Genomic DNA, 25,735 nt, shown 5'->3' with positions numbered 1-25,735 from the left:
CGAAAAGGCCCGCCGCTTTCATTGCACTTCCCAGAACGATTGGGACGGCAATGCACGCTGCGGGCCTTTTTCGACGACCCAGGGTGAGCGCGAGGCCGCGTCAGCGACCTCACGCGAACATGTCGCCTCGCGCCGCAGTAGCGGCGGCGCGAGCAGTGAGCGACGTGCGACCGCAGGCCGCGCATCGCGGGAAAGCAGTAGCGGCGCCGGCAATGAGCGCCTGACAGGCCGAAGGCCTGCCGGGCGCGGAGAACGCGGTGAGGCGGTACCCGGCCGGTCAGGCCACCAGTTGGAGGAGGCGCTGCACCTCCTCGGCCACCGCGTCTCGGGCCGGGCCCAGGTACTTGCGCGGGTCGACCAGCGCGTCGTCGGCGTCGAGGATCTCGCGGATGCGGCGGGTGAAGATGCCGTTGATGTGCGTCGAGATGTTGATCTTGCGCATCCCGTGTTCGATCGCGCGCACCAGGTCGGCGTCGCTCACACCGCTCGATCCGTGCAGCACGAGCGGCACCGGAACTGCCGCGGCGAGATCGGCGATGAGGCTGAAGTCGAGGGTGGCGCTCCGCGAGGTCATCGCGTGCGAGCTGCCCACCGCCACGGCGAGTCCGTCGACGCCGGTCGCCGCCACGAACGAGGCGGCCTCAGCCGGATCGGTGCGCACGCCGGGGGTGTGCGCACCGCCCTTGCCGCCGATCGCGCCGAGCTCGGCCTCCACCCACACGCTGCGCGCCCGGGCGGTGTGGGCGATCGCGGCGGTGCGGGCGATGTTCTCGTCATCGGGCAGCGTGGCCGCGTCGAACATGACCGAGGTGGCCCCGAGTTCCACCGCTTCGAGCACGAGCGCCTCGTCTTCGGCGTGGTCGAGGTGCACCGCGGTGTCGACGCGCGACTCCTGGGCGAGCCGAAGCGTCGCGGTGAGGATCGGCGCGAGTCCCGCGTGGTAGCGGGCAGCGTTCTCGGAGATCTGCAGCACCACGGGTCTCCGGGCGGCTTCCGCGCCGCGCACGATCGCTTCGGCGTGCTCGAGCTGAATGACGTTGAACGCCAGAACGGCTCGCTCATGGTTCAGGATGTCGCCGGTGGAGACGAGGGTCATCGGGTTCCTCTCAGGGGTGGGTCAGAACGGGGGCGCGCACCACGACGGGTCCGTCGGCACCGACGGCTTCGGCGGTCGCGGGGTCGAGGCGGGCGTCGGTGACGACCAGGTCGAAACGGTCGAGGCCGGCGAAACGGCAGAGCGAGCGCGTGCCGAACTTGGTGGCGGTGACGGCGAGGATGCGCCGCGAAGCCGCCGCGATCATCCGCTGCTTCACCGCCGCCTCGTCGGGCAGCGTCGTGAAGGCGCCCTCGCCGGCGACGACGCCGTTCGCTCCGAGCACGGCGACGTCGGCGTGCAGCTCGGCGAGTCGGCGTTCGGTCCACGGCCCGACGACGGCGTCGGTGACGGCGCGGACGCTGCCGGGGAGGGCCAGCACGGTGACGGTCGGGTGGGGTGCGAGCAGGGCGGCGACCGGCAGGCTGTTGGTCACCACGACGAGCGACCGCCGGCCGGCCGCGAGCACGGCGGCGATCTCGAGCGTCATCGATCCTGAGTCGAGCAGCAGCACGCCCTCGTCGGGGAGCTCGGCCACGACGACGTCGGCGACCGACCGGCGTTCGTCGGCCTCGGCGAGACCGCGCTGCTCGAGGGTGGGTTCGAACGGGGCGCGGGGCACGAGCACCGCGCCGCCGTGGCGGCGGCGCACGAGGCCGCGCCGTTCGAGCGTGCCGAGGTCGCGCCGCACCGTCTCGGGGGTGACGCCGAGCGCCTCGCTGAGTTCCTGCACACCCACGTCGCCGGCCTGTGCGTGCGCGGCGGCCAGGATGGCGGCGTGCCGTTCCGCGGGGTACATGCGACGACTCTAGCCGAATGTGCCCGAAATATCCCTCTGAAATGCCCGAATGGGTTGATATGCTGAGCAAAGCGGGCAAGGTCGGGCGTCGTGCTCGGGCTGCGGGCATCCGCTGTGCATCGATCGGAGAACGGCATGGCTGCAGATCGCACGGAACGGTACGTGCTCGGTGTCGACGCCGGTCAGACCGCCGTGAAGGCCGTGGTGCACGACGAGCGATTGCGTGCGGTCGGCATCGGTCGGCGCTCGAGCCCCGTGGATCGAACCGTACCTCGCCACGCCGAGCGACCCCAGGATGCGCTCTGGGGTGCGGCGGCCGAGGCCATAGCCGAAGCCGTGGCGTCGTCGGGCGTCGACCCGCGGCAGATCGTCGCGGTGGGCATCACCGGCCACGGCGACGGGCTGCATCTGGTCGACGCGGCCGGAGCGCCGGTCGGCCCCGCGATCACGGCGATGGATTCCCGCGCCCATGCCGAAGCGGCCGAGCTTTCCGCCGACGCCGACCGGATGCGCGTCGTGCTCGAGCGCTCCGGCCAGGAACCGACGCCGGGCGCCGCGGGAAACCTGCTGCGCTGGCTGTTGCGGCACGACCCGGAGCGGGTGCGGGCGGCGGAGGCGATGCTCTTCAGCAAAGACGTCATCCGGCTGCGGCTGGCCGGCGGAATCGCCACCGACTACTCCGACGCCACCGCCTCGTTCCTCGACACCGCGACCGCGAGCTGGAGCCCCGAGGTTCTCGAGGCCTACGGTCTGCCCGCCGACCTCATGCGCCTGCTGCCGGCTCTGCACTCGAGCGGCGACATCGTGGGGCACGTGCTGCCGGAGGCGGCGGCACTCACCGGGCTCGCGGCGGGAACCCCCGTCATCGCCGGCATGCATGACGTGCAGGCCGCATCGATCGGCATGGGTGCGCTCGTTCCGGGCCGACTCGCTCTCGTGGCCGGCTCGTTCAGCACCAATGGAGTCACCACCACGCGCGCCGACGTCGACCCGCGCTGGCAGTCGCGGCTGTCCATCCGGCCCGATCTGCGCATCGCCATGTCGACATCCGCCACCGCCTCGCCGTCGCTCGACTGGGTGCTGCGCCTGTTGGGGGTTCATGACGATGCGGCTCGCGACCGCCTTTTCGCCGAGGCTGCCGCGCTCGATCCGGAGGAGCAGGTTCCGCTCGTGCTGCCGTTCCTCTTCGACTCGCCGCTCGGCGCCGCGAGTTCGGCCGCCCTCGCCGGAGTGCGGGGTTGGCACACGCCCGCGCACGTGCTGCGCGGCACCCTCGAGGGCATCGTGCTGATGCACGTCTGGCACACCCGCGCCCTCGCCGAACGCTTCGACTGGGAGGAGCCCGTGGTGCTGGGCGGCGGGATCGCCCGGGCACCGCTCTACGTGCAGCTGGTGGCGAATGCGCTGCGCTCCCCGGTGACGGTCGTGCAGAACGAGGAGGCGGGAGCTTTCGGTGCGGCCGCAGTCGCCGGCACCGCGGTGGGCCTGTTCGAGTCGGTCGAGGCGGCGCAGGAGCTCGTGGAGCGCTCGGCGCCCGTCGTGCCGACCGAGGCGTCGGCGGGCTACTGGGCCGGGGTGATCCTGTCGTTCGACGAGGCGACGGAGGCGCTCGTGCCCTGGTGGGCGGCGCGCGCCCGGGCCGAGGCGGCGGACGCGGCCGGTTCGGCGGATGCGGCGGGGCCGGCGGATGCGGTAGGGCCGGCGGATGCTGCGGGGCCGGCGGACACTGCGGGGCCGGCAGCCACCGGCCAGGCGGATGCGGCGGCTCCGACGGCAAGGGCGGCCGGGGCATGAGCGTCGCCGCGACCACGACGGGCTCCATGCAGGCGCGACGGGCCGGCATCCTCACCGCCCTCGCCGAAGCGGGCCGGGTCGACGTGGGCGAACTGGCACGCACGCTCGGCGTGGCCGAGGAGACAGTGCGCCGCGATCTCCGCTCGCTCGAGTCGGAGGGTCTGCTGGTGCGCGCGCACGGCGGGGCGATCCCGGCCGGTGCGGGCGTCGTTGCCGAAGCCGAGGGTATCCGCGCGGTCGCGGCAGCCGTTCTCGAACTGCTCCCCGTAGCCTCCGGCGTCTACCTCGACGGCGGACCGGTGAGCGAGGCGCTCGCGGCGCTCCTACCCGTCGGGCGGCGCATCCGCATCGTCACGGCCTCGGTGCCGGTCGCCCTGGCGGCGGCGGCGCTCGGAGACCCACCCGAGATCCACTTCCTCGGCGGCGTCGTGGGCGCCGACGGCACGGCGACCGGACACGGGCCGCGCGAACTCGCTTCGGCTCTCAACCTCGAGGTCGCTGTCGTCGAACCGACCGGCATCGGAGCGGGGGGCCGTCTGCTCGCGGCTGATCCGGATCGCGCGGCCGTCACCGAATCCGCGGCCGACGCGGCCGACACCGTGCTGATGGTCTCCGGACCCCGCGGGCTGGCCGGCACCGGTCTCGCCGGGTCGATCCCGTTCTCCCGGGTGCATCGCGCCGTGCTCGACCCCGCGGCGGGCACGCCGACCATCGTGCGCTCGCTCGCCGAACACGGCGTCGACGTGCGCGTTCTCGAAGGGGTCGGGGCATGAGCGGCATCGTCACGCTCACGCCGGCGCCGGCGATCGATCTCACCTACCACCTCGGCCGGCTCCAGCTCGGCGAGGTCAATCGGGCCACGGCCGTGCACACCGAGTTGAGCGGTAAGGGTGTGAACGTGGCTCGGGCCATCGCTCTCTCGCCGGTTCCGGTTTCGGCCGTGCTCGCCCTGGGAGCGCAGGGAGCGGCGCTCGCCGAGGAAGGCGGCTTCGCCGATCTGGTCGCCGGTGTGCCCGACGAGGGCCGCACCCGCGTCAACACCACCCTGCTCGATGCGTCGGGGGTCACCACCAAGGTCAACGAGGCATCCGTGCCGGTCGACTCCGCCCTGTGGGCCGCACTGGTCGATCGCACCGAGTCAGAACTCGAACGCCTCGACGCCGCGTGGCTCGTGATCTCGGGCTCGATCCCGCCGCTCGCGGAGTCGGGGCATCCGGTGCCCTTCCTCGATCTGGTGCGGCGCGCGTCGGAGCGGGGCGTGCGCGTCGCTGTCGACACGGCCGGCGCGGCTTTGAGCGCGGTCGCGGCCGACCTCCGCGCGGTGTCGCTGATCAAACCCAACACCCACGAGCTCGCCGAGCTCACCGGATCACCGCTCCGCACCATCGGCGACGTGACGGATGGCGCCCGCCGGCTGCACGAGGCCGGGTGCGAGTTCGTCTACGTCAGCATGGGCGCCGACGGTGCGCTCTGCGTCTCAGCCGCCGGGGTGCAGCACGCGAAGGCGGCGGCGACCGTCGTCAACACGGCCGGGGCGGGCGACGCGTCGCTGGCCGGATTTCTGGTGGGATCGTGGCGCGACGACGGCACTGTCGACGTACCCGCGGGCGTGCAGCTCGCGGCATCCTGGGGCGCGCTCGCCGTGTCGCAGGCCACGACGCTGCTCTCTTCGGTCGCGGAGGCGGCCCCGGCGCTGCTCACCTTCGACCCCGACCCCGCGACGCCGCTCACCGAGCCCGCGACCTGAGCTCGCGCGCTCGCTCGCGCGATCCCGTCCCGATCTCGGTCCCGATCTCATCGAGTGGGCACGTTTCGTTGCCGAAACGCCGCTCGGGCGACAAATCGTGCCCACTCGATGCAGTGCGTCTCACAGGATGCGGGTCACAGGATGCGCGGCACCACCGAGCGGTAGGGGTCGAGTCGGGCGTCGCCCGGGTCGAGTTCGGTCACCAGCACGTCGATGCGGTCGAGCGTCAGCGCGCGCACGCGCGCCCGTGACTGCAGCTTCGACGCGTCGACCGCGAGCACTACCGATGAGGATGCGCGAGCCATCGCATCCTTCACCGCCGCCTGCGCCAGCGTGCTCTCGCTCGTGCCGCTCTCGCCGTGCAGGCCGAGCGCGGAGATGATCGAGCAGTCGAAGTGGAACGCCGAGAACGCCGAGAGCGTGAGGGCGCCGACGAGGCTGAGGTTCTGCTCCTCGCGCTCGCCGCCGGTGAGGTAGCCGCGCACCTCCGGTCGACGGGAGAGCGCCTCGAACGCGCTCAGACCGTTGGTCACCATCGTGAACCGGCTGCTCGGCGGCAGCGAATCGGCGAGGGCGAAGGCTGTGGTGGAGGAGTCGAGTCCGATCGCCCCGCCGTCGGGCAGGAGCGGCACGATCTTGGCCGCGATCCGCTCCTTGGCCCGTGGGTTGCGCCCCTGCCGCGTGCTGAACGCATCGACCTGCACGGGCACGATGCCGCCGCGCACCCGGCGCACCCGGCCGAGGCTCTCGAGCAGTTCGAAGTCGCGGCGGATAGTCATCGGATGCACGTTCCAGAGCTCGGCGGCCTCGGCCAGCTGAAGGCGGCCGCGCTCGTCGGTGAGGTCGAGCAGAGCCGCGCGGCGGGTCTCGCCGTCGAGGGTGCCCTTCAGTGCCATCCGATGCTCCTTCGTCGGTCGTGGTGTCGATTCCGATGGTGATTCCGCCGTCGATCTACCTTGCCGCTGGTTGTGCGTCAATGCTACATTTCACAAGAAATAACATCCCGCGTTCTGACAACGCCGTTCACGAGGGAGTGACATGCCCACCGCCGCACCCCCGCCCCGCGCCTACGCGGCAGTCGATCTGGGAGCGACGAGCGGTCGGGTGATGCTCGGCACGGTCGACGGCGGTGTCGTGCGGATGACAGAGGTGCACCGTTTCGCGAACGGCCCGCGCGCGTCGTCGAGCCCGGGCGCTTCGCCGAGCCCGGGCGTCCCGCTGGGCTGGGACATCGAGCGACTGTTCCACGAGACGCTCGTCGGCCTCGCGGCAGCGGTGCTAGCGGCCGACACGGAGGGCCGGGTGCTCGCGGGCATCGGTGTGGACAGCTGGGGCGTCGACTACACCGTGCTCGACCGCACGGTACTCGAGAACTCCGGGCACGACGCCTCGGTGCCGTTCTCCGGAAGGGTCGACCACCACCGCGGCGCCGACCCGACCGGCCCCGCCGAAGCTGAGACGGCGGTCGCCGCCGCTCGGGCGTATGCGATCACGGGCATCCCGCCGCATCCGATCAACACCTCCTACCGCTTGCGCGCCGAGCGGCGCGCGGGCGCATCCGGTGGCACCGTGTTGCTGGTGCCCGACCTCTGGGTGTTCCTCCTCACCGGTGTCGTCGGTGCCGAACGCACCATCGCGTCGACCACGCAGTTGCTCGACGCGCGCTCGGGTCGCTGGTCGCCGCAGCTTCTCGACGGTTGGGATCTCGGTGCGTTCGACTTCCCGCATCCGATCGCCGCCGGAACCGTCGCGGGCGTCACTCTGCCGTCGATCACCGCTCGGATCGGCGCCGACGCTGCCGTGCCGGTGTTCCGCGTCGCGGAGCATGACACCGCCTCGGCGCTGGCCTTCGCCGAACCGGATGCCGGGCAACTGCTGGTCTCGAGCGGCAGCTGGTCGCTCGCCGGGGTGAGTCTGGCGTCGCCCGTGCTCGGCGAGGAAGCTCTCCAGGCCGGTTTCACCAACGAGGGCGGCGTCGGCGGCACCACTCTCGTGCTGCGCAATCTGGCCGGGATGTGGCTGCTGGAGGAGTGCGCGCGGCAATGGTCGCGCGAGCTCGGGCATCCGCGCGATCCGATCGCGCTGGTTCAGGAGGCCTCGACGCGTGACGACCTCGCGGCGCCCGTCTTCGATGTCGGCGACGAGCGGCTGCTCGCCCCCGGCGACATGCCCGCCCGGATAGCGCGGCTCTGCGCGGAGTCGGGCCAGACACCGCCCGAGGGCAGGCTCGGAACGGTGCGGAGCATCGTCGAGAGCCTGGCCGCGGCCTACGCCGATGTGGCGCTGTCGGTCGCGCGATTGACCGGATCGCCGGTCCGTCAGGTGCGGATCGTCGGCGGCGGATCGCGCAACGAGCTGCTCTGCCGCCGCACCGCGGAGCGCACCGGACTGCCCGTGATCGCGGGACCTGCGGAGGCGTCGGCGTTCGGCAACCTCGCCGTGCAGCTCGTGGCGGCGGGGGAGTTCCCGACCGTCGCGGCGGTCTACGCGGCCGGCGGGTCGGCGGGCGGTGGGACGCTCCGCTACGAACCCGCCGCTGCTTCCCGCGACGCCGCTGGGGCCTCATCCGTCGGGCCCGCTTCGCGCACCGGGCTCGCCCCGCCCACGTCGGATGCCTCGCACACGTCGCAAGCCCCCCACGCGTCGCAGGCCTCGCAAACCCCGCACCCCTCTCCCGCGTCGCAAGCTCCGCAAGCCGCGCTCGCCTCCCTCGTCGACCTCTCCCGGCAGCTCGGCCGCCCCGACCGCCGCTGGGCCGTGCTCGCCGAGGGCAACACCTCGGTGGCGCTCGGCGACGGGCGGATGCTGGTGAAAGCATCCGGAGCATCGATGGCGATCGCCGAGGCGAGCGACTTCGTGGAGATGGACGGGGTCGAGGTGCTGCGACTGGTGGATGCGCCCGCCGGCGGCGCTTCGTCATCGGCAGCACACGACGACGACGCCGTGCGGGCGCTCTTCGCGGTGGCCGCACGCGGAGCGCGACGCCCCTCGGTGGAGGCACTGCTGCACGCCGTGTGCCTCGACATCCCGGGCGTCGAGGCGGTCGGGCACACGCATCCGGTGTCGGTGAACGCGCTGCTCTGTTCCCCGCGCGCGTCGCTGCTGGTGGAGGGGTCGCTGTTCCCCGACCAGATCGTGGTTCTCGGCACCGATCCGCTTCTGGTGCCGTACGTCGACCCGGGTCTCACACTCGCCCGGGTGGTGCGACGGACGCTCCACGACCGTATCGCCGAGACGGGCGCGGCCCCGAAGGTGCTGTACCTGCAGAACCACGGCATGTTCGCCCTCGGCGCGGACACCGCCGAAGTGCTGCGGATCACCGAGATGGCGGTGAAAGTGGCGGACGTCATCCTCGGGTCCCTCGCCGCTGGCGGCCCCACCTTCCTCGACGCCGCCGACGTGGCGCGCATCGACACCCGTCCCGACGAGCTCCTGCGTCGGGCGGCGCTGCGTCGAGCGGCGACCCCTGACCTGCCCGACCCGCCCGACCCCACCCTGGATGGAGCGACCCCCCGATGACCGCCACGAACGCGCACGACGCCTCCGCTGCTACCGCGACATCCGCCGCACCCACCGATCTGCCGGGGCGAATGCGCGGCCGGGTGGCCCTGATCACCGGGGCGAGTTCGGGCATCGGGCGCTCGTATGCCCACGCGCTGTCGGCCGAAGGGGCGCAGCTCGTGCTCGTGGGTCGCTCGGAGGAGCGGCTCCGGCAGGTGGCCGACGCCCTCCCGTCGCCGGCGCGGTTCGTCGCCGGTGATGTTGCCGATTTCTCCGTGTCGGAGGAGGCCGTTCGCGTGGCGCTCGCCGAGTTCTGCCGGCTCGACGATGTGCTCGCGAACGCGGGTCTCTACACCGGCGGCGACTTCGTCGACACCGATCCGGCCACCATCGAACAACTGGTGTCGGTGAACGTGTTCGGAGCCATGGCCACCGTGCGCGCCGCAGTGCCGCACCTCATCGCGGCGGGTACCGGTGACGTGCTGGTGACGAGCTCGGTCTCTGGCCACCAGGACATCCATTGGGAGCCCGTCTACTCCGCCACGAAACACGCGATGCAGTCGTTCGTGCACACGCTCCGGCGACAGCTCGTGGGCACCGGGGTGCGGGCTGGTGCCGTGGCGCCCGGCGTGGTGCTGAACGAGCTGTGGGGATTCGCGGAGGGTGCCGACGGCGTCAACCAGAAGGTCGGCGATCGCACGGGCATCCGGTCGGAGGATGTCGCCGACGCGGTGCTCTACATGCTCACCCGTCCGCGGCACGTCACCATTCGCGATCTCGTGATCTTGCCGACCGATCAGGAGATCTGAGCCGTGCGCCCCACATCCGCCAGAATCGCCACCGCCACCGCCACCGCCACCGCCACCGCCACCGCCGCCACTGCCACCACCGCGATCGCCACGCTCACGAAGGAGACCCCATGTTCGACGACTTGACCGGCCGCACCGCGGTCGTCACCGGCGGAGCCCGCGGGCTCGGCTACTCGCTGGCGAGCGCGTTGGCGGGGCAGGGCGTGAACGTCGCCCTGCTCGACCTGCTGCCGATCGTCGAGCAGTCGGCTGAGCGACTCGCAGCGGATTCGGGGGTGCAGACCCGCGGCTACGTGGTCGACGTGACCGACGCTGCTGCCGTCGACGCCGCGTTCGCGAGGGCCGAGCACGAGCTCGGCACCGCGTCGCTCCTCGTGACCGCGGCGGGCATCACGATCTGGGGCGACAGCGTCGACGTGCCGGCCGAGACGTGGCGCAAGGTGCTCTCGGTGAACCTCGACGGCACCTTCTTCGCGGCTCAGTCGTTCGGCCGCCGGGCGCTGGCCGCGGGTCGGCCGGCCTCCGCGGTGTTCATCTCGTCGATGTCGGCGTTCATCGTGAACCAGCCGCAGTTCCAAGCCTCCTATAACGCGTCGAAGGCGGCCGTCAGCCACCTCGCGTCGTCGCTCGCCGTGGAGTGGGCGCCCGCGGGCATCCGGGTGAACGCGATCGCGCCGGGTTACTTCCTCTCCGACATGACGCGGGAGTTCACCGAAGCGAATCCCGACCTGGCGGCGCAGTGGATCAGCACGATCCCGGCGGGCCGGATGGGGGAGCCCGAAGACCTGCACGGGCTGGCGCTCTACCTCGCGTCGGATGTCTCGTCGTACCTCACCGGGCAGAGCATCGTGATCGACGGCGGCTACACGGCCGTCTGACCCGGCACCAGCCCGACTGGCGCGTTTTCGGGAGGAGCTGCGTGACACGACGCCCGTATTTGGGCGTCGGTTCACGCTGCTCCTCCCGAAACCGATGCGCCTCGGGCAAACGCGAGCTGAGCGGTCGAAAAAAAGGCATGACATCGATGACATGGGTGTGTTAGTGTCGCCATGACATCGATGACATGACCAAGGGAGCTCACGTGACAAGCACGATCGTCGCCGGCCTCGACCTCGGCAGCACCGGCGTGAAGATCCTCGTCGCCGACGACGCGGGCGCCGAGGTGCTCATCCGTCAGCTCCCCACCCCGTGGCGATCCGGAGCGGGCGGCACCACCACCATGCACGCCGCCGACCTCCTCGCCACCGTGCACGCGCTGCTCGCCCTCGCCGCCGAGGGGCTCGCCGACCTCCGTGGCCCGGAAGCGCGCATCGACGCCATCGCCGTGTCGGGCATGGGGGAGTCGGGCATCGTGCTCGGCCCCGACGGCGCCCCGATCTCGCCGGCCATCGCGTGGTTCGACCCGCGCGGCTCCGAGCAGGTGGAGGCGCTGCCCGCGAGCATCCGCAGCTCCTTCGCCGGCCGCACCGGGCTGCCGCTCGGCGTGCAGGTCTCCGCGATCAAGCTGCTGCACCTGCGCGACAACGGTCTCGAGCTGTGCGGCGCCCAATGGCTGAACCTGCCCGAGTTCGTCGTGGCGAGTCTCGGAGGGCGGGCGGCCGCGGAGTACTCCCTGAGCTCTCGCACCGGCCTCCTCGACCAGGACACCGGCGCGCCCTGGCCCGAGCTGATGGCCCACCTCGGCGTGACCGACGACTTCCTGCCCCCTTTCGTCGACGCCGGCACACCCCTCGGCGAGGCCTGCGCCGCCGGTCTCCCGGCCTCCGTCGCCGGCGCCCGGCTGACGGTGGCCGGCCACGACCACCTCGTCTCCGCCGTGTCGACCGGGGAGTTCGCGGACGACCGCTACCACGTCTCCATGGGCACGGCCGAAGTTCTGCTGCGGGTGCTGGACGCACCGCTCCCGTTCGACGCCCGCGACCGCCTGGCCGAGCACTTCATCAACTGCGTGCGGCACGTCGTGCCCGACCGCTGGGTGCTCGTCGCGGGCGTGAAGACCGGGCTGCTCATGCGCCGCACCTTGCACCTCGTGGGTGTGAACGACCGCGCCGGACGCGACGCCCTCGACGCCGCCGTGATGGAGCAGCCCTTCGAGGGCACGCTGCAATCAGGCGACGTCGACGTGGCCGGCGCCCGCAACGACGACGGCGTGCTGCGCCTCTCCATGCACGCCGACGGTGCGGGCCCCGCCGACCTCTTCAGCGCGGTGCTCCGGCACGGCAACGACGAGATCGCCGTTCTCATCGACGCGATGGACCGCGAGGTGCCGCCCGCGACATCCGCTCTGCTCACCGGCGGCTGGGCGGGCATGCGCTCCGTTCGCCGAGCCCGCGAACAGGTGCTGCCGAACGTGCGCGTCTCCGACCGCTCGCAAGACACCGCCTACGGCGCCGCGCTCTTCGCCGGCCGCCTGCTCACCCCGATCCTGTCCCACCCCCTCACCAAGGAGAACCTCCCGTGAACGAACTCACCTCTCTCGAACGCCGCGCCATGGCCAAGATCTCGACGCCCGGCGGCGGCATGCTCATCGTCGCCGCCGACCAGCGCAACGGCATGAAGGCCGTCATGAAAGACGCCCCCGGCGGCGCCGACTCCATCACCGTCGACGGACTGGCCGACGCCAAGTCCGACCTGTTGCGCCACCTCGGAAACGCAGCTCCCGCCATCCTGCTCGACCCCGAGGTGGCCCTGCCCCGCGTGGTCGACGACGGCACCCTCGGCCGTGACACCGGCCTCGTGGTCGGCATGGACGCCTCCGGTTTCGCCACCGAGAACGGCCTCAAGCGCACCCGCTACGTCGAGGGCATGAGCGCGCGCAAGGTGCGCGACCTCGGAGGCGACGCCGCGAAGATGCTCTGGTACCTGCGCGCCGACCGTCGCGACGAGGAGGCCGTCGTGCTCGACGACATCGCGCGTCTCGTGAAGGAGTGCGAGGCCGAGGGCGTGCTGCTCATCGTCGAGATCCTCACCTACCAGCTCGACGGCGAGACCGACGAGGAGTACGCCGCGGTCTTCCCCTCGCTCATCGAGGGTGCCGCCGAGCTCTCCGTGGCTGCCGGTGCGAAGGTGCTGAAGCTGCAGTACGCCGGATCGGCCGACGGATGCTCCGCCGTCACCGCCGCTGCCCAGGGCGTTCCGTGGGCGGTGCTGTCGGCAGGTGTCGACCACGAGACCTTCGTGGTGCAGGTGCGCACCGCCGTCGAGTGCGGCGCCCGTGGCGCCATGGCCGGCCGCTCGCTCTGGAAAGACAGCCTCTCCATCTCGTCCGAGACCCGCGAAGACCGCCTCACCGGCCTCGCGCTGCCGCGCCTGCTCGAACTCGAAGCCGTGATCGACGGCGTGCTCGCCGGACCGGTCGGGGCTTCACGCCGGTAGTCGCGTCGTAGACTCTCACGGGCGGCGACGGATGCGTGTCGTCGCCCGCGGGAGACGGCGCGACCGAGCTGGGACCGCGCCGAAACAGCACGGACGGAGCGCGAGTGGCGACGATGCAAGACGTGGCCCAACGGGCCGGCGTCAGTGCCAAGACCGTCTCGCGCGTCTTCAACGACGACCCGCACGTGCTCCCCGAGACCCGCACCCGGGTCGAGGAGGCGATGCGCAGCCTCAACTACGTGCCGAACGTGCTGGCACGCACCTTCCGGGCCGGGCGGTCGACGAGCGTCGGCGTCGCCGTGCCCGACGTGGTCGACCCGTTCTTCGCCGCCATCGTGCGGGCGGTCGAGCGGGTCTGCTCGGCGAGCGGCATCACCACGCTCGTGGCGAGCATCGGCGACGATCCCGCACGGGAGCGCCCCGTGCTCGAGGCGCTGCTGCGCACGCAGTTGATGGGGCTCATCCTCGCCCCGGTGGCGGCCGACCACGCCTGGCTCGCCCCGTGGACGGAACACACCCCGATCGAGTTCGTCGACCGGGCGCCGGTCGATCTCGACGCCGACTCGTTCGTCGAAGACGACCGCCACGGCTCCTACCTGGCCACCCATCACCTGCTGCAGCACGGGCACCGCCGGGTCGCCTTCCTCGGCGACCAAACGCATCCGCCGAGCACCCGACGTCGTCTCGACGGCTACACCGAGGCGTTGGCCGATGCCGGGCTGCCGCTCGACGAACAGCTGATCGCCTTCGACGCCGGCAGCGACGACGGCGCCGGCCGTGAACTCGAGCGCCTGGCGCGGCTGGCCGATCCGCCCACGGCCGCGTTCTCGTCGAACGCGCGGGTCACCATGCACTCCTTCACCGGACTGAAGACCGCGGGGCTGGCGTTCGTCGGCTTCGGTGACTTTCCGATGGCCGACCGGCTCACCCCGGCCGTCAGCGTCATCGATCAAGATCCGGCCCGACTCGGGCAACTCGCCGCCACGCGGGCACTGCAGCGGTTCAACGCTCCGGATGCCCGCTACGAGCACTCGACGGTCGTGCCGGTCGGGCTGACGGTGCGGGATTCCTGCGGGCTGCACTGAATCGGCGGCCCTTGTAACCCTCGCGCCACCTCGCTAGCCTCCCTATAACGGCACTCAGTGCCGAAACGAGCGGCGTTGCTCGATCTTCCATCGGGCGAGCCCTCGTGCTGTCGAGGACGTTCGAGGAAGGGATACGCAATGGGAAAGCTGGAGGGCAAAGTCGCCTTCATCACCGGTGCTGCTCGCGGGCAGGGCCGGAGTCACGCCATCCGTCTCGCGCAGGAGGGCGCGAACATCATCGCCGTCGACATCTGCGAGCAGATCGATTCGGTGCCGTATCCGATGGCCACCCCGGCCGATCTCGACGAGACCGTGGCGCAGGTCGAGGCGCTCGACCGCCGGATCGTGGCGGTGCAGGCCGACGTGCGCGATCGTGCCGCACTCGACGCCGCCGTGGCGAAGGGCATCGCCGAACTCGGGCCGGTCGACATCATCCTGGCCAACGCCGGCATCGCCCCGATGGGCGGAGACAAAGCCGACGACGCGCGGGCGTTCCGCGACGTGATCGAGGTGAACCTCGTCGGCGTCGCCAACACGGTGCAAGCGGCGGTGCCGTCGATGATCGAGAAGGGGGAGGGCGGCGCGATCGTGCTCACCAGCTCCACGCAGGGCCTCAGCGGCGCAGGCGGCGACGGCAGCGGAGGCGGCTCCGGCTACGCGGCTGCGAAGCACGGCGTCGTGGGTCTCATGCACACCTACACGAACTGGCTGGCGAAATACAGCATCCGGGTGAACACCGTGCATCCGACCGGGGTCAACACGCCCATGGTGGTGAACGACGCGATGCAGGCGTTCCTGCAGGCGAATCCGGGCATGGGGGCGGCCATGGCGAACCTCTTGCCGGTGCCGATGATCGAGGCCGTCGACATCTCCAATGCCATCGCCTGGCTGGTCAGCGACGAAGCCCGATACGTGACCGGCGTGGCGTTGCCGGTGGACGCCGGGTTCCTCGCGCGGTAAGACTGGGTTAACGGATGGATGCGTGCCGACCCTGGTGCGCATCCGTTCCGGCCCCGTTTCGCACGGGGTCGACCCGAACCGGCAGCGTCGCCGGGGCAAGAAGCGAGGAAACACATGCGCGGAACAAAGGGGTTCCCGAAAACAGGTGGACGAACGGATGCGCCCGGTGCGGCAGCGGAGTCCCGCACGACAACCGACACCGGCTCGGACAACCGGAGCGGCTGGTTCGTCTTGCACGGTGCGGCCGCGTCGGCAGTGGCGGCCCTGCTCTCCTATCAGCTGGCCGTGATGCTGGTCGCCGACGGTGCGGCGAACGCCCGGCCGTCGGTGAACTTCGCGGGCCTGGTGGTGGGCCTCTGCGCGGGTGTGTGGACCGCGCTCGTCGCCCTGCTCGCCTGGCCGGTGCTGAACGGGCAGGCGAGGCGGCGGGCGCAACGGCACGTTGTCGATGCGGGGTCGCCGGTGCGCGCCCTCCGTCGCCGCGGATTCTCGGTGCTGCACATCGTGGCCATCGGCACGGCCGTTCCGTGGATCGTGCTCTCTCTGCTGCTCGGATCGTGGCAGGGCACGACCATCACCATCGTGGTGGCCGCCGCTGCGGGCGCCGCCGGCGGCTTCGGCGCGGCGCGGCGCGTGTGGCGACCGAATCGGATGGAGACGCCGCGGAGGCGCGTGCCGGCCTCGGCCGGCATCGGCCCGGCTCTCGAGCACCTGCCGGCGGCGGGGGCGGATCGCTCTCCTTTGGCCTTCCGGGCACCGGGTGCACGGCCGCCGGGCGCTTCCGATGATGTGGATTCGTTATCGGCGAGCAGTGTCGATCGGCGTCGCGGCCCGTCATACTGACGACTGATCGGATCGTTCCTCGTTCCCGATTCTCGCTCCGACACTCGACACTCGTTCCGGCACTCACACTCGACACTCGACAGGAGGGCTCATGCGCTCGACTTCCGCAGCTGCCGTGCTCGCCTCCCTCGTCGCGGTCGTGCTGACCGGATGCGCGGAGTCGTCCTCGCCGTCCTCTCCCGCTTCCACTGCCACGGCCGGTGCGACGACCGGCCCGGGTGCCGGGACGCCGGCGCCGTTCGCAAGTGATGAGCCTGCGCATCCGCTCACGGCGGTGACCACCCTCGTGATCCGGCCCGACCAGCTCGAACTGGCCGGGGCATCCGGTGACCTGCTCGCCGAGTTCTCCTACGACGACGACGTGGTGTCGGTGGTCGAGGCTCTCGCGGTGGTGTTCGGCGGACAGCCCGAGGAGGTGCCGTTCGAGGGGAGTCTCGAGACGCATCCAGGGGTCGAATACCGCTGGGATGGATTCAGCGTGGTCGACGACGAACGCCCCGCGAACCCGGCCGACGGTCAGGGCCACGAGTTCTCGGTGGTGGCGACCGCGCCCGCGGTGGCCGACGACGTGTCGGTGACGACGGCGCCGGGCTTCGTGGTGGGTCAGGATCTCGGCACCGTTCTCGAAAGCGAAGGCACAGTGATCGGTGCCTTCCCCTACGAGGTGGCGGTGGAGTTCGGGGCGAGTCGGGGCCCCGACGAGCCGGCCTTCGAGGCGCCGAACGCCTACGCGGTGGTGCTCTACTCCGACGAGTCGCTCGGATCGGTGCTGCGCGTGGTGGCGCCGATCAACATGGGCATGGCGCGGGTCTGAGGCTCAGCCGGGCGTCGTACGCACCCGTCGGGCGTCGCGCCTCGCGCGCATGCCGCGCGCGCCTCGCATGCCTCGCCGCTCAGTCGCGGCCGTCGTGCCCGTCTCCGGCGGGTGGGCGCATGAAGGGGCTGAGGTCGCGGCCGCGCCAGGTCATCGTGCCGCGGGAGCGGGCCTGGTCGAGGTCGTCGGTGGCCGTGCCGAGGAGCTCGTCGAGCTCGGCGTCCGGGTCTCGACGGTCACGACGGTCATGGCGGTCGTGCTCGTCGCGCCCACCTCCGTCTCGCCTGTCGCGCTCGGAGGCCCGGCCGACCCGGATGCCTCCGTGGCGATTGACCGTGCTCGCCACGACGGCCAGCACGGCGATGAGCAGGGAGGCGATCATCACACTCGGGGCAAGGAATCCGGCGATCTGCGCGGCGAGCGCCAGGGGCGAGTAGGAGCATCCGTTCTCGTCGCAATCGGCGCCGAAGGCGAGCTGTGCAATGGGCAGCGAGTAGAACACGGCGGCTGCGGCGCAGAACGTGAAGAGCACGCCGGCGAACGTCCACAGGGCCTGAGCCGGAGCGAGGACGGGTGCGGGGGAGTCGGCGTGTGCAGGTTCGGTGGTCACGGTCGCCTCCGGGCGTGGGTCGGAATCGAGGTCGGGAGCGGCCCTGGGCCGAAAGGCGGTCGTGAGCAGGCTCAGCCCGATGGCGAAGGTGCCGGCCGCGGCGAAGGGTGCCCCGACGATTCGGCCCAGCGACGCGATCACGTAGAGCAGGTCGTTGCCTGAGCGGCAGTCGCCGGCGCTGGTGCAGGTCATGCTGTGGGGAATGAGAATTGTGCCGAGGAGCGCGAGGATGCCCAGCACGATCCCCGCGACGCCCACGATGCGCAGGGGGAGGGTGGCGCGCCCGATCGGTTCCACGTGTCGCCCCCCGATCCGCTGACGGGCAGTCGTCGCCCGGTCGCATCGAGATTAGTCCTTTCGCAATGGGACTCCCACTCCCATGTTGCATCACGAACTGCTAGCGTTGATAGCGTTCCGGGGAACGAAGGAGTGCCATGGCTGCGATCATCGTTCGCAATCTCGACGACGAGGTGCGTCGCCGTATCAAGGAGCGCGCAACCGCCAACAACCGCTCCATGGAGGCGGAGGCGCGCGCGATCCTGACCTCGGCCGTCTCGCAGAACCGGTTCGTCGATGCCTGGTTGTCGCTGACCGACCAGTTACGGTCCGACGCGAACGGAGTGCCAGAACTCGATCTTCCCGCGCGCTCTCTTCCGCGCGACCTCGACCTCTCGTGATCGTCCTCGACACGAACGTTCTGTCGGAGCCGCTACGGCCGAGGCCGTCGCCGGCCGTGCTCGACTGGCTCGCCGCCCTCGACGAGCCGGCAGCCATCACGGCGGTGAGTGTCGGCGAGATTCTCTGCGGCGCCCGTTTTCTCCCCAATGGGCGTCGTCGTGCTGAGCTCATCGAGGGAATCGAATCGATCGTGCGAGCCTTTCGGCACGACATCCTGCCCTACGGCGAAGCCTCGGCGCGGGCGTATGCCGAGCTGTCGGAAAAGCGGCGCGGCGCGGGCCGTGCCCTCAGCGTCGAAGACGGGATGATCGCCGCGATCTGCCGCACCCACGGCGCGACGCTCGCCACCCGGAACGAGCGGGATTTCGACGACCTCGGGATCGACATCGTCAACCCGTGGGCGCTTTGAGTTGACGCGAACGCCGGCGCCGGCGGATCAGTGCGGCGCCGTGGCCGGGGCGACGATCACGACGTCGGCCCCGGGCCAGCGCGACGCGAAGAAGTGCACCGCATCCTGCACCCGGGCGGGCTCGCGGGAGTCGTCGACGAGGGCGATGACGTCGACGCAACCGAAGTTCTCCTCGATCTGCCAGAGCGCGTCGGTGAGCGACAGGATGCTCGGCTCACGGATCTCGGCCGACAGCACCGCATCGCCCCACTCGTTGACGAGCATCGCGAACGAGCTGACGTCGGGCGAGAGCAGGGCCACCTGGCGTCCGTCGCGCAGCAGCGGTTCGGCGAGTTCTCGAGCTGTCTCGTTGTCGTCGCTCACGATGCACCACACCTGTGCCATGTCGAACCTCCACGCTTCACGCTCTCCGGCCGGCTCCCTGCCGGTTCCTCCATCGTCGCGTGCGGCCCGAGCGTGCGAATCCTCCTAAAGGTGGAGATCCGTCGCCCCAGCAACCCCATCCGCGGTACCCAGGTGCCACGAGCGCAAGCGGTCACTTCACCGGGATCGCCGCCACCGCCTCGATCTCGACCAGGACGCCGGGGCGCGACATCACCACGGAGACCACGGTGACCGCGGTGCGCTCGGTCCAGACAGCGGCGCTCGCCGCATAGGCCTCGTTCGGGTCGACGCCGCTGGTGAGGTAGATCGTGAGCTTGGCGACGTGTTCTGGGCCCGTGCCTGCCTCGGCCAGCACCGCGAGCACGTTCCGCAGCGCCTGCTCGGTCTGCGCTCGGAGCCCCTTCAGTAGGGTGCCGTCGCTGTCGATGCCGTTCTGGCCGCCGACGTAGAGGGTCGGCCCGGCCGGAATGATCATGCCCTGCGCGAAGACGGGGCTCTGCGGAATCGACGGCGGGTCGATGGAGGTGAGGTGCGTGCTCATGGGGTGTCCCTTCGTCTCGATGCCCCGAGTATGGCGCGCACCACCGACATCCGTCCAGACACGACGAAGGGGCCGGGCACCTGAGTGCCCGGCCCCCGAGGGAGTGCTTATTGTGGGAGTGCTTACGCCGCTTGGGCGAAGACCTCGGCATCGGCCGTGACCGACAGCGACCCGGAAGCCGCGTCGACCGTGACCGCACCGCCGTCGACGAGCGAACCCGTCACCAGCAGATCGGCGATCGCGTCGTCGACGTTGCGCTGGATCACCCGACGCAACGGCCGCGCACCGTACTCCGGCTCGTACCCGTTCGAAGCCATCCAGTCGATCGCCGCATCCGTCACCGTCAGCGTGATCTCGTGTGCGTCGAGCCGAGCGCGGGTGGCGCCCAGCAGCAGCGAGACGATCTCACGCAGCTGCGCCTTCTCGAGCTTCCTGAACAGCACGATCTCGTCGATCCGGTTCAGGAACTCGGGCCGCATGGCCTCACGGAGCTTGCCCATCACGCGGTCGCGCAGAGCCTTGTCCGATCCGAAACCGTTGCCGTCCGAGCCGTCGGCCGAGGCCGCCACGAATCCCATGGCCCCCGACCGCGAGGCCAGGAACTCCGACCCCAGGTTCGAGGTCATGATGACGACCGTGTTGCGGAAGTCGACCGTGCGACCCTGACCGTCGGTCAGGCGTCCGTCGTCCAGCACCTGCAGAAGCAGGTTGAAGACATCCGGGTGCGCCTTCTCGATCTCGTCGAACAGCACCACCGAGTAGGGGTTGCGACGAACGCGCTCGGTCAGCTGACCGGCCTCGTCGTAGCCGACGTATCCGGGAGGGGCACCGACCAGACGGGACACCGTGTGGCGCTCGCCGAACTCTGACATGTCGAAACGTATCATGTTCGACGCCGACCCGAACAGCGAGGCCGCGAGGGTCTTCGCCAGCTCGGTCTTGCCGACACCCGTGGGCCCCAGGAAGAGGAACGAACCGATCGGCCGGTGCGCGTCGCCCATGCCCGTGCGGTTGCGGCGCACGGCCTTGGCCACGACGGTCACGGCGTCGTCTTGCCCGACCACGTGCTCGTGCAGCTCGCCCTCGAGGGCGGCCAGACGCTCACGGTCGACCTCGCCGATGCGTGACACCGGGATGCCGGTGGCCCGCGAGATCACCGCAGCGATCTCGGCTTCGTCGACGACGGCATCCAGATCGACTCCACCGGCGGCGCGCTCAGAAGCCACACGACGCGAGACCGTGGTGGCCTCGGCCAGCTGCTGCTGCACGTCTTCGATCTCGTCACGGATGCGCGACGCCTCCTCGTAGTGCTCGGCCGAGACGGCGGCGTTCTTCGCGCTCTCGAGCGAAGCCAGGTCGGCCTGCAGAGCGGAGATGTCGACGACCGTCGGGATCTTGCCGAGCGAGAGACGCAGTCGCGCACCCGCCTGGTCGATCAGGTCGATGGCCTTGTCGGGCAGGAAGCGATCGCTCACGTACCGGGCCGACAGCTCGACCGCAGCGGTCAGCGCGGCGTCGGTGTAGGAGACACCGTGGTGCTCCTCGTAGGCGGGGCGGAGACCCTGCAGGATGAGCACCGAATCGGCCTCCGACGGCTCACCGACGGTCACGGGAGAGAAGCGACGCTCCAGCGCCGGGTCCTTCTCGATGCCGCGGTACTCCTTCAGCGTCGTGGCGCCCACGAGGTGCAGGTCGCCGCGGGCGAGGCGGGGCTTCAGGATGTTTCCGGCATCCATTCCGCCCTCGCCCGAACCTCCGGCGCCGACGACGGTGTGGATCTCGTCGATGAACACGATGATCTCGTTCTTGTGGGCCGAGATCTCGTCCATCAGGTTGGTGAGGCGCTCTTCGAAGTCACCGCGGAAGCGGGTTCCGGCCAGCATGGCGGGCAGGTCGAGCGAGACGACGCGCTTGTCGCGCAGCTGCTCGGGCACGACGCCGTCGACGATCGCCTGGGCGATGCCGTCGACGATCGCGGTCTTGCCGACGCCCGCCTCGCCCACCAGAACAGGGTTGTTCTTGGTGCGGCGAGAGAGGATCTCGATGGTCTGCTCGATCTCGTCGAGGCGGCCGATCACCGGGTCGAGCTCGCCGTTACGGGCCAGCTCGGTCAGGTCGGTGCCGAACTTGTCGAGCGTCGGGGTCTCGGATGCGTCTTCTGTCGCTCCGTTGGCCGTCTGGGTCGGGTCGCCGTTGGTGGCGCCGTCGGGGCTTGCGTTCACGTTCTGGCGCATCCCTTCCTGAAGGGCGTCGGGGGTGACGCCCGCCTGGGCCAGAACCTGGCCGGCGGGGGAGTCCTGGTTGATCACGAGCGCGAAGAAGAGGTGCTCGGGGTCGATGTAGGTCGAACCGGCGGCGCGAGCCACCTGGTAGGCGTGGAAGAGCGCGCGCTGGGCCGACTGTGTCAGCGCCGGCTGGGTGATGCGCTCGCTGCTGTTCGCGGGGAGTCGCTGTTCGGCGGCCGCGGCGATCTTGGCCGGGTCGGCGCCGACACCGCGGATGGCGTCGGAAGCGGGCTGCTGCGGCGCGACGGTGCGCAGGATGTGGAGGGCGTCGAGCTCGCGGTGTCCGTGCTGGATCGCGTACTGTCCGGCCTCGGCCAGCAGTTCCTGGGTGCGCCGGCTGATGAGCTTGCTCAGGTCGATCGAGCGCCCGGCGCGGGCGGCGCGCTCGCCTTCGAGGTAGCGGGCCAGGAACTCGTCGAACGAGTTGCTGCCGCCCTCGGCGTTGTTACCCTCGGTGGGGTTGAAGTTCTCGGGCACGAAACCTCCTGGGTTGTCAAACTTGAGTGCCTTACGCTCAAGTTCAACGCTCAGGGGGCTCTGGTATTCCCGCTCACGGCTTGCGAACCTGGCAGTTCCCCGACTGCCGCGCCGGCCTACGGAATCAGCACCAGTTTGCCGCCAGGGTGCTGCCCCTTCAGCTCCGCAAGGGCCGCCCGGGCCTCCGACAGCGGGTAACTTCGGGCGATCGGTACGACGAGCTCACCGCGAGCGGCGAGGTCGATGAGCCGCGCCCGAACGCCGTCGCGGAACGCGAGGCTCGCCGGCATCGACCCTCCGATGGCGTGGAACCCGTCTGCAGCGGCCCGGCCTGCAGCCGCGATCGTGACGATCCGTCCGCGGTCGCTCACGAGCGCGAGCGAGGTGTCGACCGCTTCGGCGGTGCCCACGGTGTCGAGGGCCGCGTCGATACCGCCGGGCGCGGCATCCTGAACCCGCTGTTCGAGGCCTGGGCCGTAGGTGACGGGTTCGCCGCCGAACCGGCCCACCAGGTCGAAGTTGGCGACGCTCGCGGTGCCGATGACGTGGGCGCCGAGCAGAGCGGCCTGCTGCAGCACGCTGACGCCGACCGCTCCGGATGCGCCGTGTACGAGCACGGTGTCACCCGCTTTCACGCCGGTGACGTGCAGCATCTCGGCCGCGGTCGTTCCGACGAGCAGGAGGCAGGCGGCGTCGGCGAAGGGCAGCGACGCGGGCTTCGCGAACACGTCGGACGCGCGCACGGTGAGCTCGGTGGCGTAGGCGCCCTGCACCCGGAACGCCAGCACCTCGTCGCCCACGGCACCGCCGCCGGAGGCGATCTCGGTGTCGGGGCCCAGCGCGGAGATGACGCCGGAGCACTCGTAGCCCACGGGCATCGGCAGCAGGCTGCGGTCGTCGCCGTAGGCCACGCGCTTGTAGTCGGCCGGATTCATACCGGCGGCTCTGACCTCGATGGTCACTTCGCCCTTACCCGGCGCCGGAACCTCGGCGTCGATCTCGGCGAAGACGTCGAGGTCTCCGTAGTCTTCTGCAACCCATCTGCGTGCCATGGGTCAACGCTACGCCTGCTTCTAGGGCGGAAGGCAGGTCTCACATGCGCCGTGCGGCGGTGCGTGCGTAGCGCTCAGCGAGCTCGCCGAAGGCGGCCGTCAGCTCGGGCGGACCGACGACGTCGATGCCCGTGTCGAACCGGCCGAGCGAGGCGGCCAGAGCGATCCACGACCAGGAGCCGACCTCGAGGCTGCATCGATCGGGCCCCAGATCTTCGACGATCCCGTCGCCGGCGAACGGGAGAACGGCGCTCGCCGGAAGGCCGAGCTCGACCTTGCCCGTGCACGGCCACCGGTCACGGGTGTCCGACCCCTTGAAGCGGGCGGAAACATACTCCCGCACGTCGCCGCCCGGCACCTCCCGCGGTGCGAAGCGGGGCCCGGTCGGGATGCGGGGGCGGATGCGGTCGGCTCGAAAGATGCGCCAGTTGTCGTGGTCGAGATCCCAGGCCACCAGGTACCAGCGTCCGCGGGAGGTGACGAGGTGGTGCGGCTCCACGCGGCGTGGTGGTGGGGTGGTGTCGGGCTCGTGGCCAGGGCCACTGACCGGCGCGCGGTTCGCGTAGTCGAACCGCAGCACCTCACGGGCCCGAACCGCCGTCGACACCGCGACGAGCACATCCGGAGCCACCTGCTCGGTGCCCCCGCCACCCGCGTGCCCGTCGGGGATCGTCGTGAACTCGAGCGATTGCAGCCGGTTGCGTAATCGTGGGGGCATCACTTGCCGCACGGTGGTCAATGCCCGGAGTGCCGCCTCCTCGATGCCCGCGCCGGTGGCGGAAGCGCCTTGCAGTGCGACGGCGAGGGCGATGGCCTGGTCGTCGTCGAACAGCAGGGGTGGTAGTTCGCTGCCCGCGTCGAGTCGGTAGCCGCCGTCGGGCCCCATCGTCGCCTGGATGCGGTAGCCCATCTCCCGCAATCGTTCGACGTCGCGGCGCACGGTTCGGTGACTGATCTCCAGGCGTTCGGCGAGAAGCGCGCCCGGCCAGTCGCGGCGGGTCTGCAGCAGTGAGAGCAGATTCAGCAGTCGCGAGGTGGTGGAGGGCATGTCCTGATCCTAGTTTCAGTCGAGGACCAAAGTCGTCCTACACCACTGCGAGAGTGGATGTCGCGGGCACGAGTCCGGCATCCACTCCTCTTCCATCCATCCCTCACTAGGAGCAGTCATGAGCATCAAGGCAACCACCCACCTCAACTTCCGCGGTGATGCCCGCGCGGCGCTGGAGTTCTACCAGTCGGTCTTCGGAGGCGAGGTCACCATCGCCACCTACGGCGACTTCGGCATGCCCGCGGAGGTGCCGGGAGCGCAGAACGTCGTGTTCGGTCAGGTCGAGAGCGCCGAGGGCTTCCGGGTGATGGCGTACGACATCCCCGGGCCGGCAGCGGCGTCGGCGTCGGCAGCGGCAGCGTCGTCGACGGATGTCGCAGGCTCGACCTCTCGCGAGAACGGTGTCACCCTTACCGACCAGCCATTCTTCGTGTCGGTGCGGGGCGAGGCGCTCGACGAGGTGCAGCGCTACTGGGCAGCCCTCTCCGAGGGGGCGACGATCGTCGAGCCCTTGGCCGCGTCGGCCTGGAGCCCCGGCTTCGGCATGCTCACCGACCGCTTCGGGGTGACGTGGATTCTCGATGTCGCGGTCGTGTACGCCCCGGCGTGACGGCGCCCGTCGTAGGGTCGAGAGCAGCACCCTGACGAGACGGAGCACCCGATGAGCAGCGCACTCGACGATCCCACACAGCGTCCGCAGACCCTTCAGCGGCCGAGCGGAGGTGTCGGCGCCCTCGCGATCATCTCGCTGATCGCGGGGATCGCCGCCGTCGTGCTGCTCGCGGTCGGCATCCCGACTTGGATTCCGCTGTGGTTCGCCGTGATCGGGCTGTTCCTCGGCATGGTCTCGGTGCTCCGCTCGCGCCCCTCTGCTGCGCGGTGGGTGAGCACGGTCGCGATCGCGGCATCCGTGGTGCCGTTCATTCTGCTGTTCTTCTTCGTCGCGACCTGAGGTTCGCGTCAGGCGGGCCGGGCCTAGGGCGGGTCGGCTTCGCCCTCCCAGAAGTTCCATCGATAGCCCCACGGATCGATCACCGTGAACGTCGTCGGCCCGTAGGGTTGTTTGGAGGGCGGATCCCCCGCGGCGGTCGGTTCGGCGGCTCGGACGCGTTCGTAGTGCGCCCGGATGTCGTCGACGTGGACGATCAGCAGTGCCCCACCCCCTTCGTCGGCCGCGGGCGCCCGACCCGACACGGAGACGCGACTGTCGCCCACGTGGATGTCGGCCTCCTTCGTCTGAGCGCCGCCCATCCGCCACCGCGTCGAAGGCCCGAATCCGAGCACCCGTTCAAGCCAGTCGAGGGCGGCGTCGGCATCGGGATAGTAGAGGTAGGGGATGACTTCAGTGAAGGTCATGCCGGTCTCCTTCCTTTCGGACGGCGGGCGGGGGATTGCCTGCCATCGCTTCCCCGCCATTCTGCGCCGGTAAAG

The 25,735-nt window shown here is 70.7% G+C and carries 26 protein-coding genes; 16 read left to right on the top strand and 10 right to left on the bottom strand.

All coding sequences use genetic code 11. The features are described from left to right. Nucleotides 1-277: 277 nt before the first annotated feature. Both N1027_RS18250 and N1027_RS18245 read right to left on the bottom strand, forming a co-directional pair. A complete protein-coding gene (locus N1027_RS18250) occupies nucleotides 278-1,096 on the bottom strand; it encodes a class II fructose-bisphosphate aldolase (RefSeq protein ID WP_259509873.1) in 819 nt (272 codons plus the stop codon). A gap of 10 nt (nucleotides 1,097-1,106) precedes the next feature. After that, nucleotides 1,107-1,892 (bottom strand): DeoR/GlpR family DNA-binding transcription regulator, encoded by a 786-nt coding sequence (locus tag N1027_RS18245; RefSeq protein WP_259509872.1) that lies wholly within the window; start codon nucleotides 1,890-1,892, stop codon nucleotides 1,107-1,109. 135 nt (nucleotides 1,893-2,027) lie between these two features. On the opposite strand from N1027_RS18245, the gene N1027_RS18240 reads away from it, so the two are divergent. The 3 genes from N1027_RS18240 to N1027_RS18230 are packed head-to-tail and all read left to right on the top strand — an operon-like array spanning nucleotide 2,028 to nucleotide 5,433. Further along, nucleotides 2,028-3,686 carry an FGGY-family carbohydrate kinase gene (locus N1027_RS18240; RefSeq protein WP_259509864.1) on the top strand — a complete coding sequence of 553 codons (1,659 nt, stop codon included), beginning with the start codon at nucleotides 2,028-2,030 and terminating at the stop codon, nucleotides 3,684-3,686. Then, complete coding sequence (locus tag N1027_RS18235; RefSeq protein WP_259509856.1) at nucleotides 3,683-4,459, top strand: DeoR family transcriptional regulator; 777 nt, start codon at nucleotides 3,683-3,685, stop codon at nucleotides 4,457-4,459. The genes N1027_RS18240 and N1027_RS18235 overlap by 4 nt, the downstream gene beginning before the upstream one ends. Further along, nucleotides 4,456-5,433 (top strand): 1-phosphofructokinase family hexose kinase, encoded by a 978-nt coding sequence (locus N1027_RS18230; protein WP_259509854.1) that lies wholly within the window; start codon nucleotides 4,456-4,458, stop codon nucleotides 5,431-5,433. Before N1027_RS18235 ends, N1027_RS18230 begins: the two co-directional genes overlap by 4 nt. Before the next feature lie 134 nt (nucleotides 5,434-5,567). On the opposite strand, the gene N1027_RS18225 is transcribed toward N1027_RS18230, so the two are convergent. Continuing rightward, the gene (locus N1027_RS18225; protein WP_259509852.1) at nucleotides 5,568-6,329 is read right to left on the bottom strand and encodes a DeoR/GlpR family DNA-binding transcription regulator; all 762 of its coding nucleotides are present in this window, start codon (nucleotides 6,327-6,329) and stop codon (nucleotides 5,568-5,570) included. Nucleotides 6,330-6,471: 142 nt separating this feature from the next. On the opposite strand from N1027_RS18225, the gene N1027_RS18220 reads away from it, so the two are divergent. From N1027_RS18220 to N1027_RS18180, 9 genes are all read left to right on the top strand, one after another. Then, entirely contained in the window at nucleotides 6,472-8,952 is a 2,481-nt protein-coding gene (locus N1027_RS18220) for an FGGY-family carbohydrate kinase (protein ID WP_259509850.1), read from the top strand. Then, entirely contained in the window at nucleotides 8,949-9,743 is a 795-nt protein-coding gene (locus N1027_RS18215) for an SDR family oxidoreductase (protein ID WP_259509849.1), read from the top strand. The genes N1027_RS18220 and N1027_RS18215 overlap by 4 nt, the downstream gene beginning before the upstream one ends. A gap of 110 nt (nucleotides 9,744-9,853) precedes the next feature. Further along, on the top strand, nucleotides 9,854-10,621 hold the full coding sequence (locus N1027_RS18210) for an SDR family oxidoreductase (RefSeq protein ID WP_259509847.1): 768 nt from the start codon (nucleotides 9,854-9,856) through the stop codon (nucleotides 10,619-10,621). 203 nt (nucleotides 10,622-10,824) lie between these two features. Then, the gene (locus tag N1027_RS18205) at nucleotides 10,825-12,204 is read left to right on the top strand and encodes an FGGY family carbohydrate kinase (protein WP_259509845.1); all 1,380 of its coding nucleotides are present in this window, start codon (nucleotides 10,825-10,827) and stop codon (nucleotides 12,202-12,204) included. Beyond that, the gene (locus N1027_RS18200) at nucleotides 12,201-13,118 is read left to right on the top strand and encodes a hypothetical protein (protein ID WP_259509843.1); all 918 of its coding nucleotides are present in this window, start codon (nucleotides 12,201-12,203) and stop codon (nucleotides 13,116-13,118) included. The genes N1027_RS18205 and N1027_RS18200 overlap by 4 nt, the downstream gene beginning before the upstream one ends. 113 nt (nucleotides 13,119-13,231) lie before the next feature. After that, on the top strand, nucleotides 13,232-14,203 hold the full coding sequence (locus tag N1027_RS18195) for a LacI family DNA-binding transcriptional regulator (RefSeq protein WP_259510482.1): 972 nt from the start codon (nucleotides 13,232-13,234) through the stop codon (nucleotides 14,201-14,203). A 138-nt stretch (nucleotides 14,204-14,341) separates the two neighbouring features. Then, nucleotides 14,342-15,163: a mycofactocin-coupled SDR family oxidoreductase gene (locus N1027_RS18190; protein ID WP_259509841.1), complete on the top strand. Its 822-nt coding sequence runs from the start codon at nucleotides 14,342-14,344 to the stop codon at nucleotides 15,161-15,163. Between the two features lie 114 nt (nucleotides 15,164-15,277). Continuing rightward, nucleotides 15,278-16,006 carry a hypothetical protein gene (locus tag N1027_RS18185; RefSeq protein WP_259509839.1) on the top strand — a complete coding sequence of 243 codons (729 nt, stop codon included), beginning with the start codon at nucleotides 15,278-15,280 and terminating at the stop codon, nucleotides 16,004-16,006. Nucleotides 16,007-16,097: 91 nt separating this feature from the next. Continuing rightward, nucleotides 16,098-16,820 (top strand): hypothetical protein, encoded by a 723-nt coding sequence (locus N1027_RS18180; protein ID WP_259509837.1) that lies wholly within the window; start codon nucleotides 16,098-16,100, stop codon nucleotides 16,818-16,820. A 79-nt stretch (nucleotides 16,821-16,899) separates the two neighbouring features. Here the strand turns inward: N1027_RS18180 and N1027_RS18175 are convergent, their stop codons facing one another. Continuing rightward, complete coding sequence (locus tag N1027_RS18175) at nucleotides 16,900-17,727, bottom strand: hypothetical protein (protein WP_259509835.1); 828 nt, start codon at nucleotides 17,725-17,727, stop codon at nucleotides 16,900-16,902. 137 nt (nucleotides 17,728-17,864) lie between these two features. On the opposite strand from N1027_RS18175, the gene N1027_RS18170 reads away from it, so the two are divergent. Both N1027_RS18170 and N1027_RS18165 read left to right on the top strand, forming a co-directional pair. Then, nucleotides 17,865-18,107 carry a FitA-like ribbon-helix-helix domain-containing protein gene (locus N1027_RS18170; RefSeq protein WP_259509832.1) on the top strand — a complete coding sequence of 81 codons (243 nt, stop codon included), beginning with the start codon at nucleotides 17,865-17,867 and terminating at the stop codon, nucleotides 18,105-18,107. Beyond that, nucleotides 18,104-18,517: a type II toxin-antitoxin system VapC family toxin gene (locus N1027_RS18165; RefSeq protein WP_259509831.1), complete on the top strand. Its 414-nt coding sequence runs from the start codon at nucleotides 18,104-18,106 to the stop codon at nucleotides 18,515-18,517. Before N1027_RS18170 ends, N1027_RS18165 begins: the two co-directional genes overlap by 4 nt. A gap of 27 nt (nucleotides 18,518-18,544) precedes the next feature. Here N1027_RS18165 and N1027_RS18160 read toward each other — a convergent pair whose 3' ends face one another. From N1027_RS18160 to N1027_RS18140, 5 genes are all read right to left on the bottom strand, one after another. Continuing rightward, a complete protein-coding gene (locus tag N1027_RS18160; protein ID WP_259509829.1) occupies nucleotides 18,545-18,901 on the bottom strand; it encodes a hypothetical protein in 357 nt (118 codons plus the stop codon). Nucleotides 18,902-19,052: 151 nt separating this feature from the next. After that, a complete protein-coding gene (locus N1027_RS18155; RefSeq protein ID WP_259509827.1) occupies nucleotides 19,053-19,442 on the bottom strand; it encodes a RidA family protein in 390 nt (129 codons plus the stop codon). 122 nt (nucleotides 19,443-19,564) lie between these two features. Beyond that, nucleotides 19,565-22,204 carry an ATP-dependent Clp protease ATP-binding subunit gene (locus N1027_RS18150; protein ID WP_259509824.1) on the bottom strand — a complete coding sequence of 880 codons (2,640 nt, stop codon included), beginning with the start codon at nucleotides 22,202-22,204 and terminating at the stop codon, nucleotides 19,565-19,567. A 116-nt stretch (nucleotides 22,205-22,320) separates the two neighbouring features. Beyond that, nucleotides 22,321-23,256: an NADP-dependent oxidoreductase gene (locus N1027_RS18145; protein WP_259509822.1), complete on the bottom strand. Its 936-nt coding sequence runs from the start codon at nucleotides 23,254-23,256 to the stop codon at nucleotides 22,321-22,323. A 40-nt stretch (nucleotides 23,257-23,296) separates the two neighbouring features. Further along, nucleotides 23,297-24,304 carry a helix-turn-helix transcriptional regulator gene (locus N1027_RS18140; protein WP_259509821.1) on the bottom strand — a complete coding sequence of 336 codons (1,008 nt, stop codon included), beginning with the start codon at nucleotides 24,302-24,304 and terminating at the stop codon, nucleotides 23,297-23,299. A 118-nt stretch (nucleotides 24,305-24,422) separates the two neighbouring features. Between N1027_RS18140 and N1027_RS18135 the strand changes: the two genes are divergently transcribed. Both N1027_RS18135 and N1027_RS18130 read left to right on the top strand, forming a co-directional pair. Continuing rightward, a complete protein-coding gene (locus tag N1027_RS18135; RefSeq protein WP_259509811.1) occupies nucleotides 24,423-24,914 on the top strand; it encodes a VOC family protein in 492 nt (163 codons plus the stop codon). Nucleotides 24,915-24,965: 51 nt separating this feature from the next. Further along, nucleotides 24,966-25,256, top strand: a complete 291-nt coding sequence (locus N1027_RS18130) for a hypothetical protein (RefSeq protein WP_259509809.1) — start codon at nucleotides 24,966-24,968, stop codon at nucleotides 25,254-25,256. 23 nt (nucleotides 25,257-25,279) lie between these two features. On the opposite strand, the gene N1027_RS18125 is transcribed toward N1027_RS18130, so the two are convergent. Then, on the bottom strand, nucleotides 25,280-25,660 hold the full coding sequence (locus tag N1027_RS18125; protein ID WP_259509807.1) for a VOC family protein: 381 nt from the start codon (nucleotides 25,658-25,660) through the stop codon (nucleotides 25,280-25,282). Nucleotides 25,661-25,735: the final 75 nt, after the last annotated feature.

It is taken from the genome of Herbiconiux aconitum (assembly GCF_024979235.1).
GTDB lineage: Bacteria > Actinomycetota > Actinomycetes > Actinomycetales > Microbacteriaceae > Herbiconiux > Herbiconiux aconitum.
This window is presented reverse-complemented; position numbering and strand designations above follow the sequence as displayed.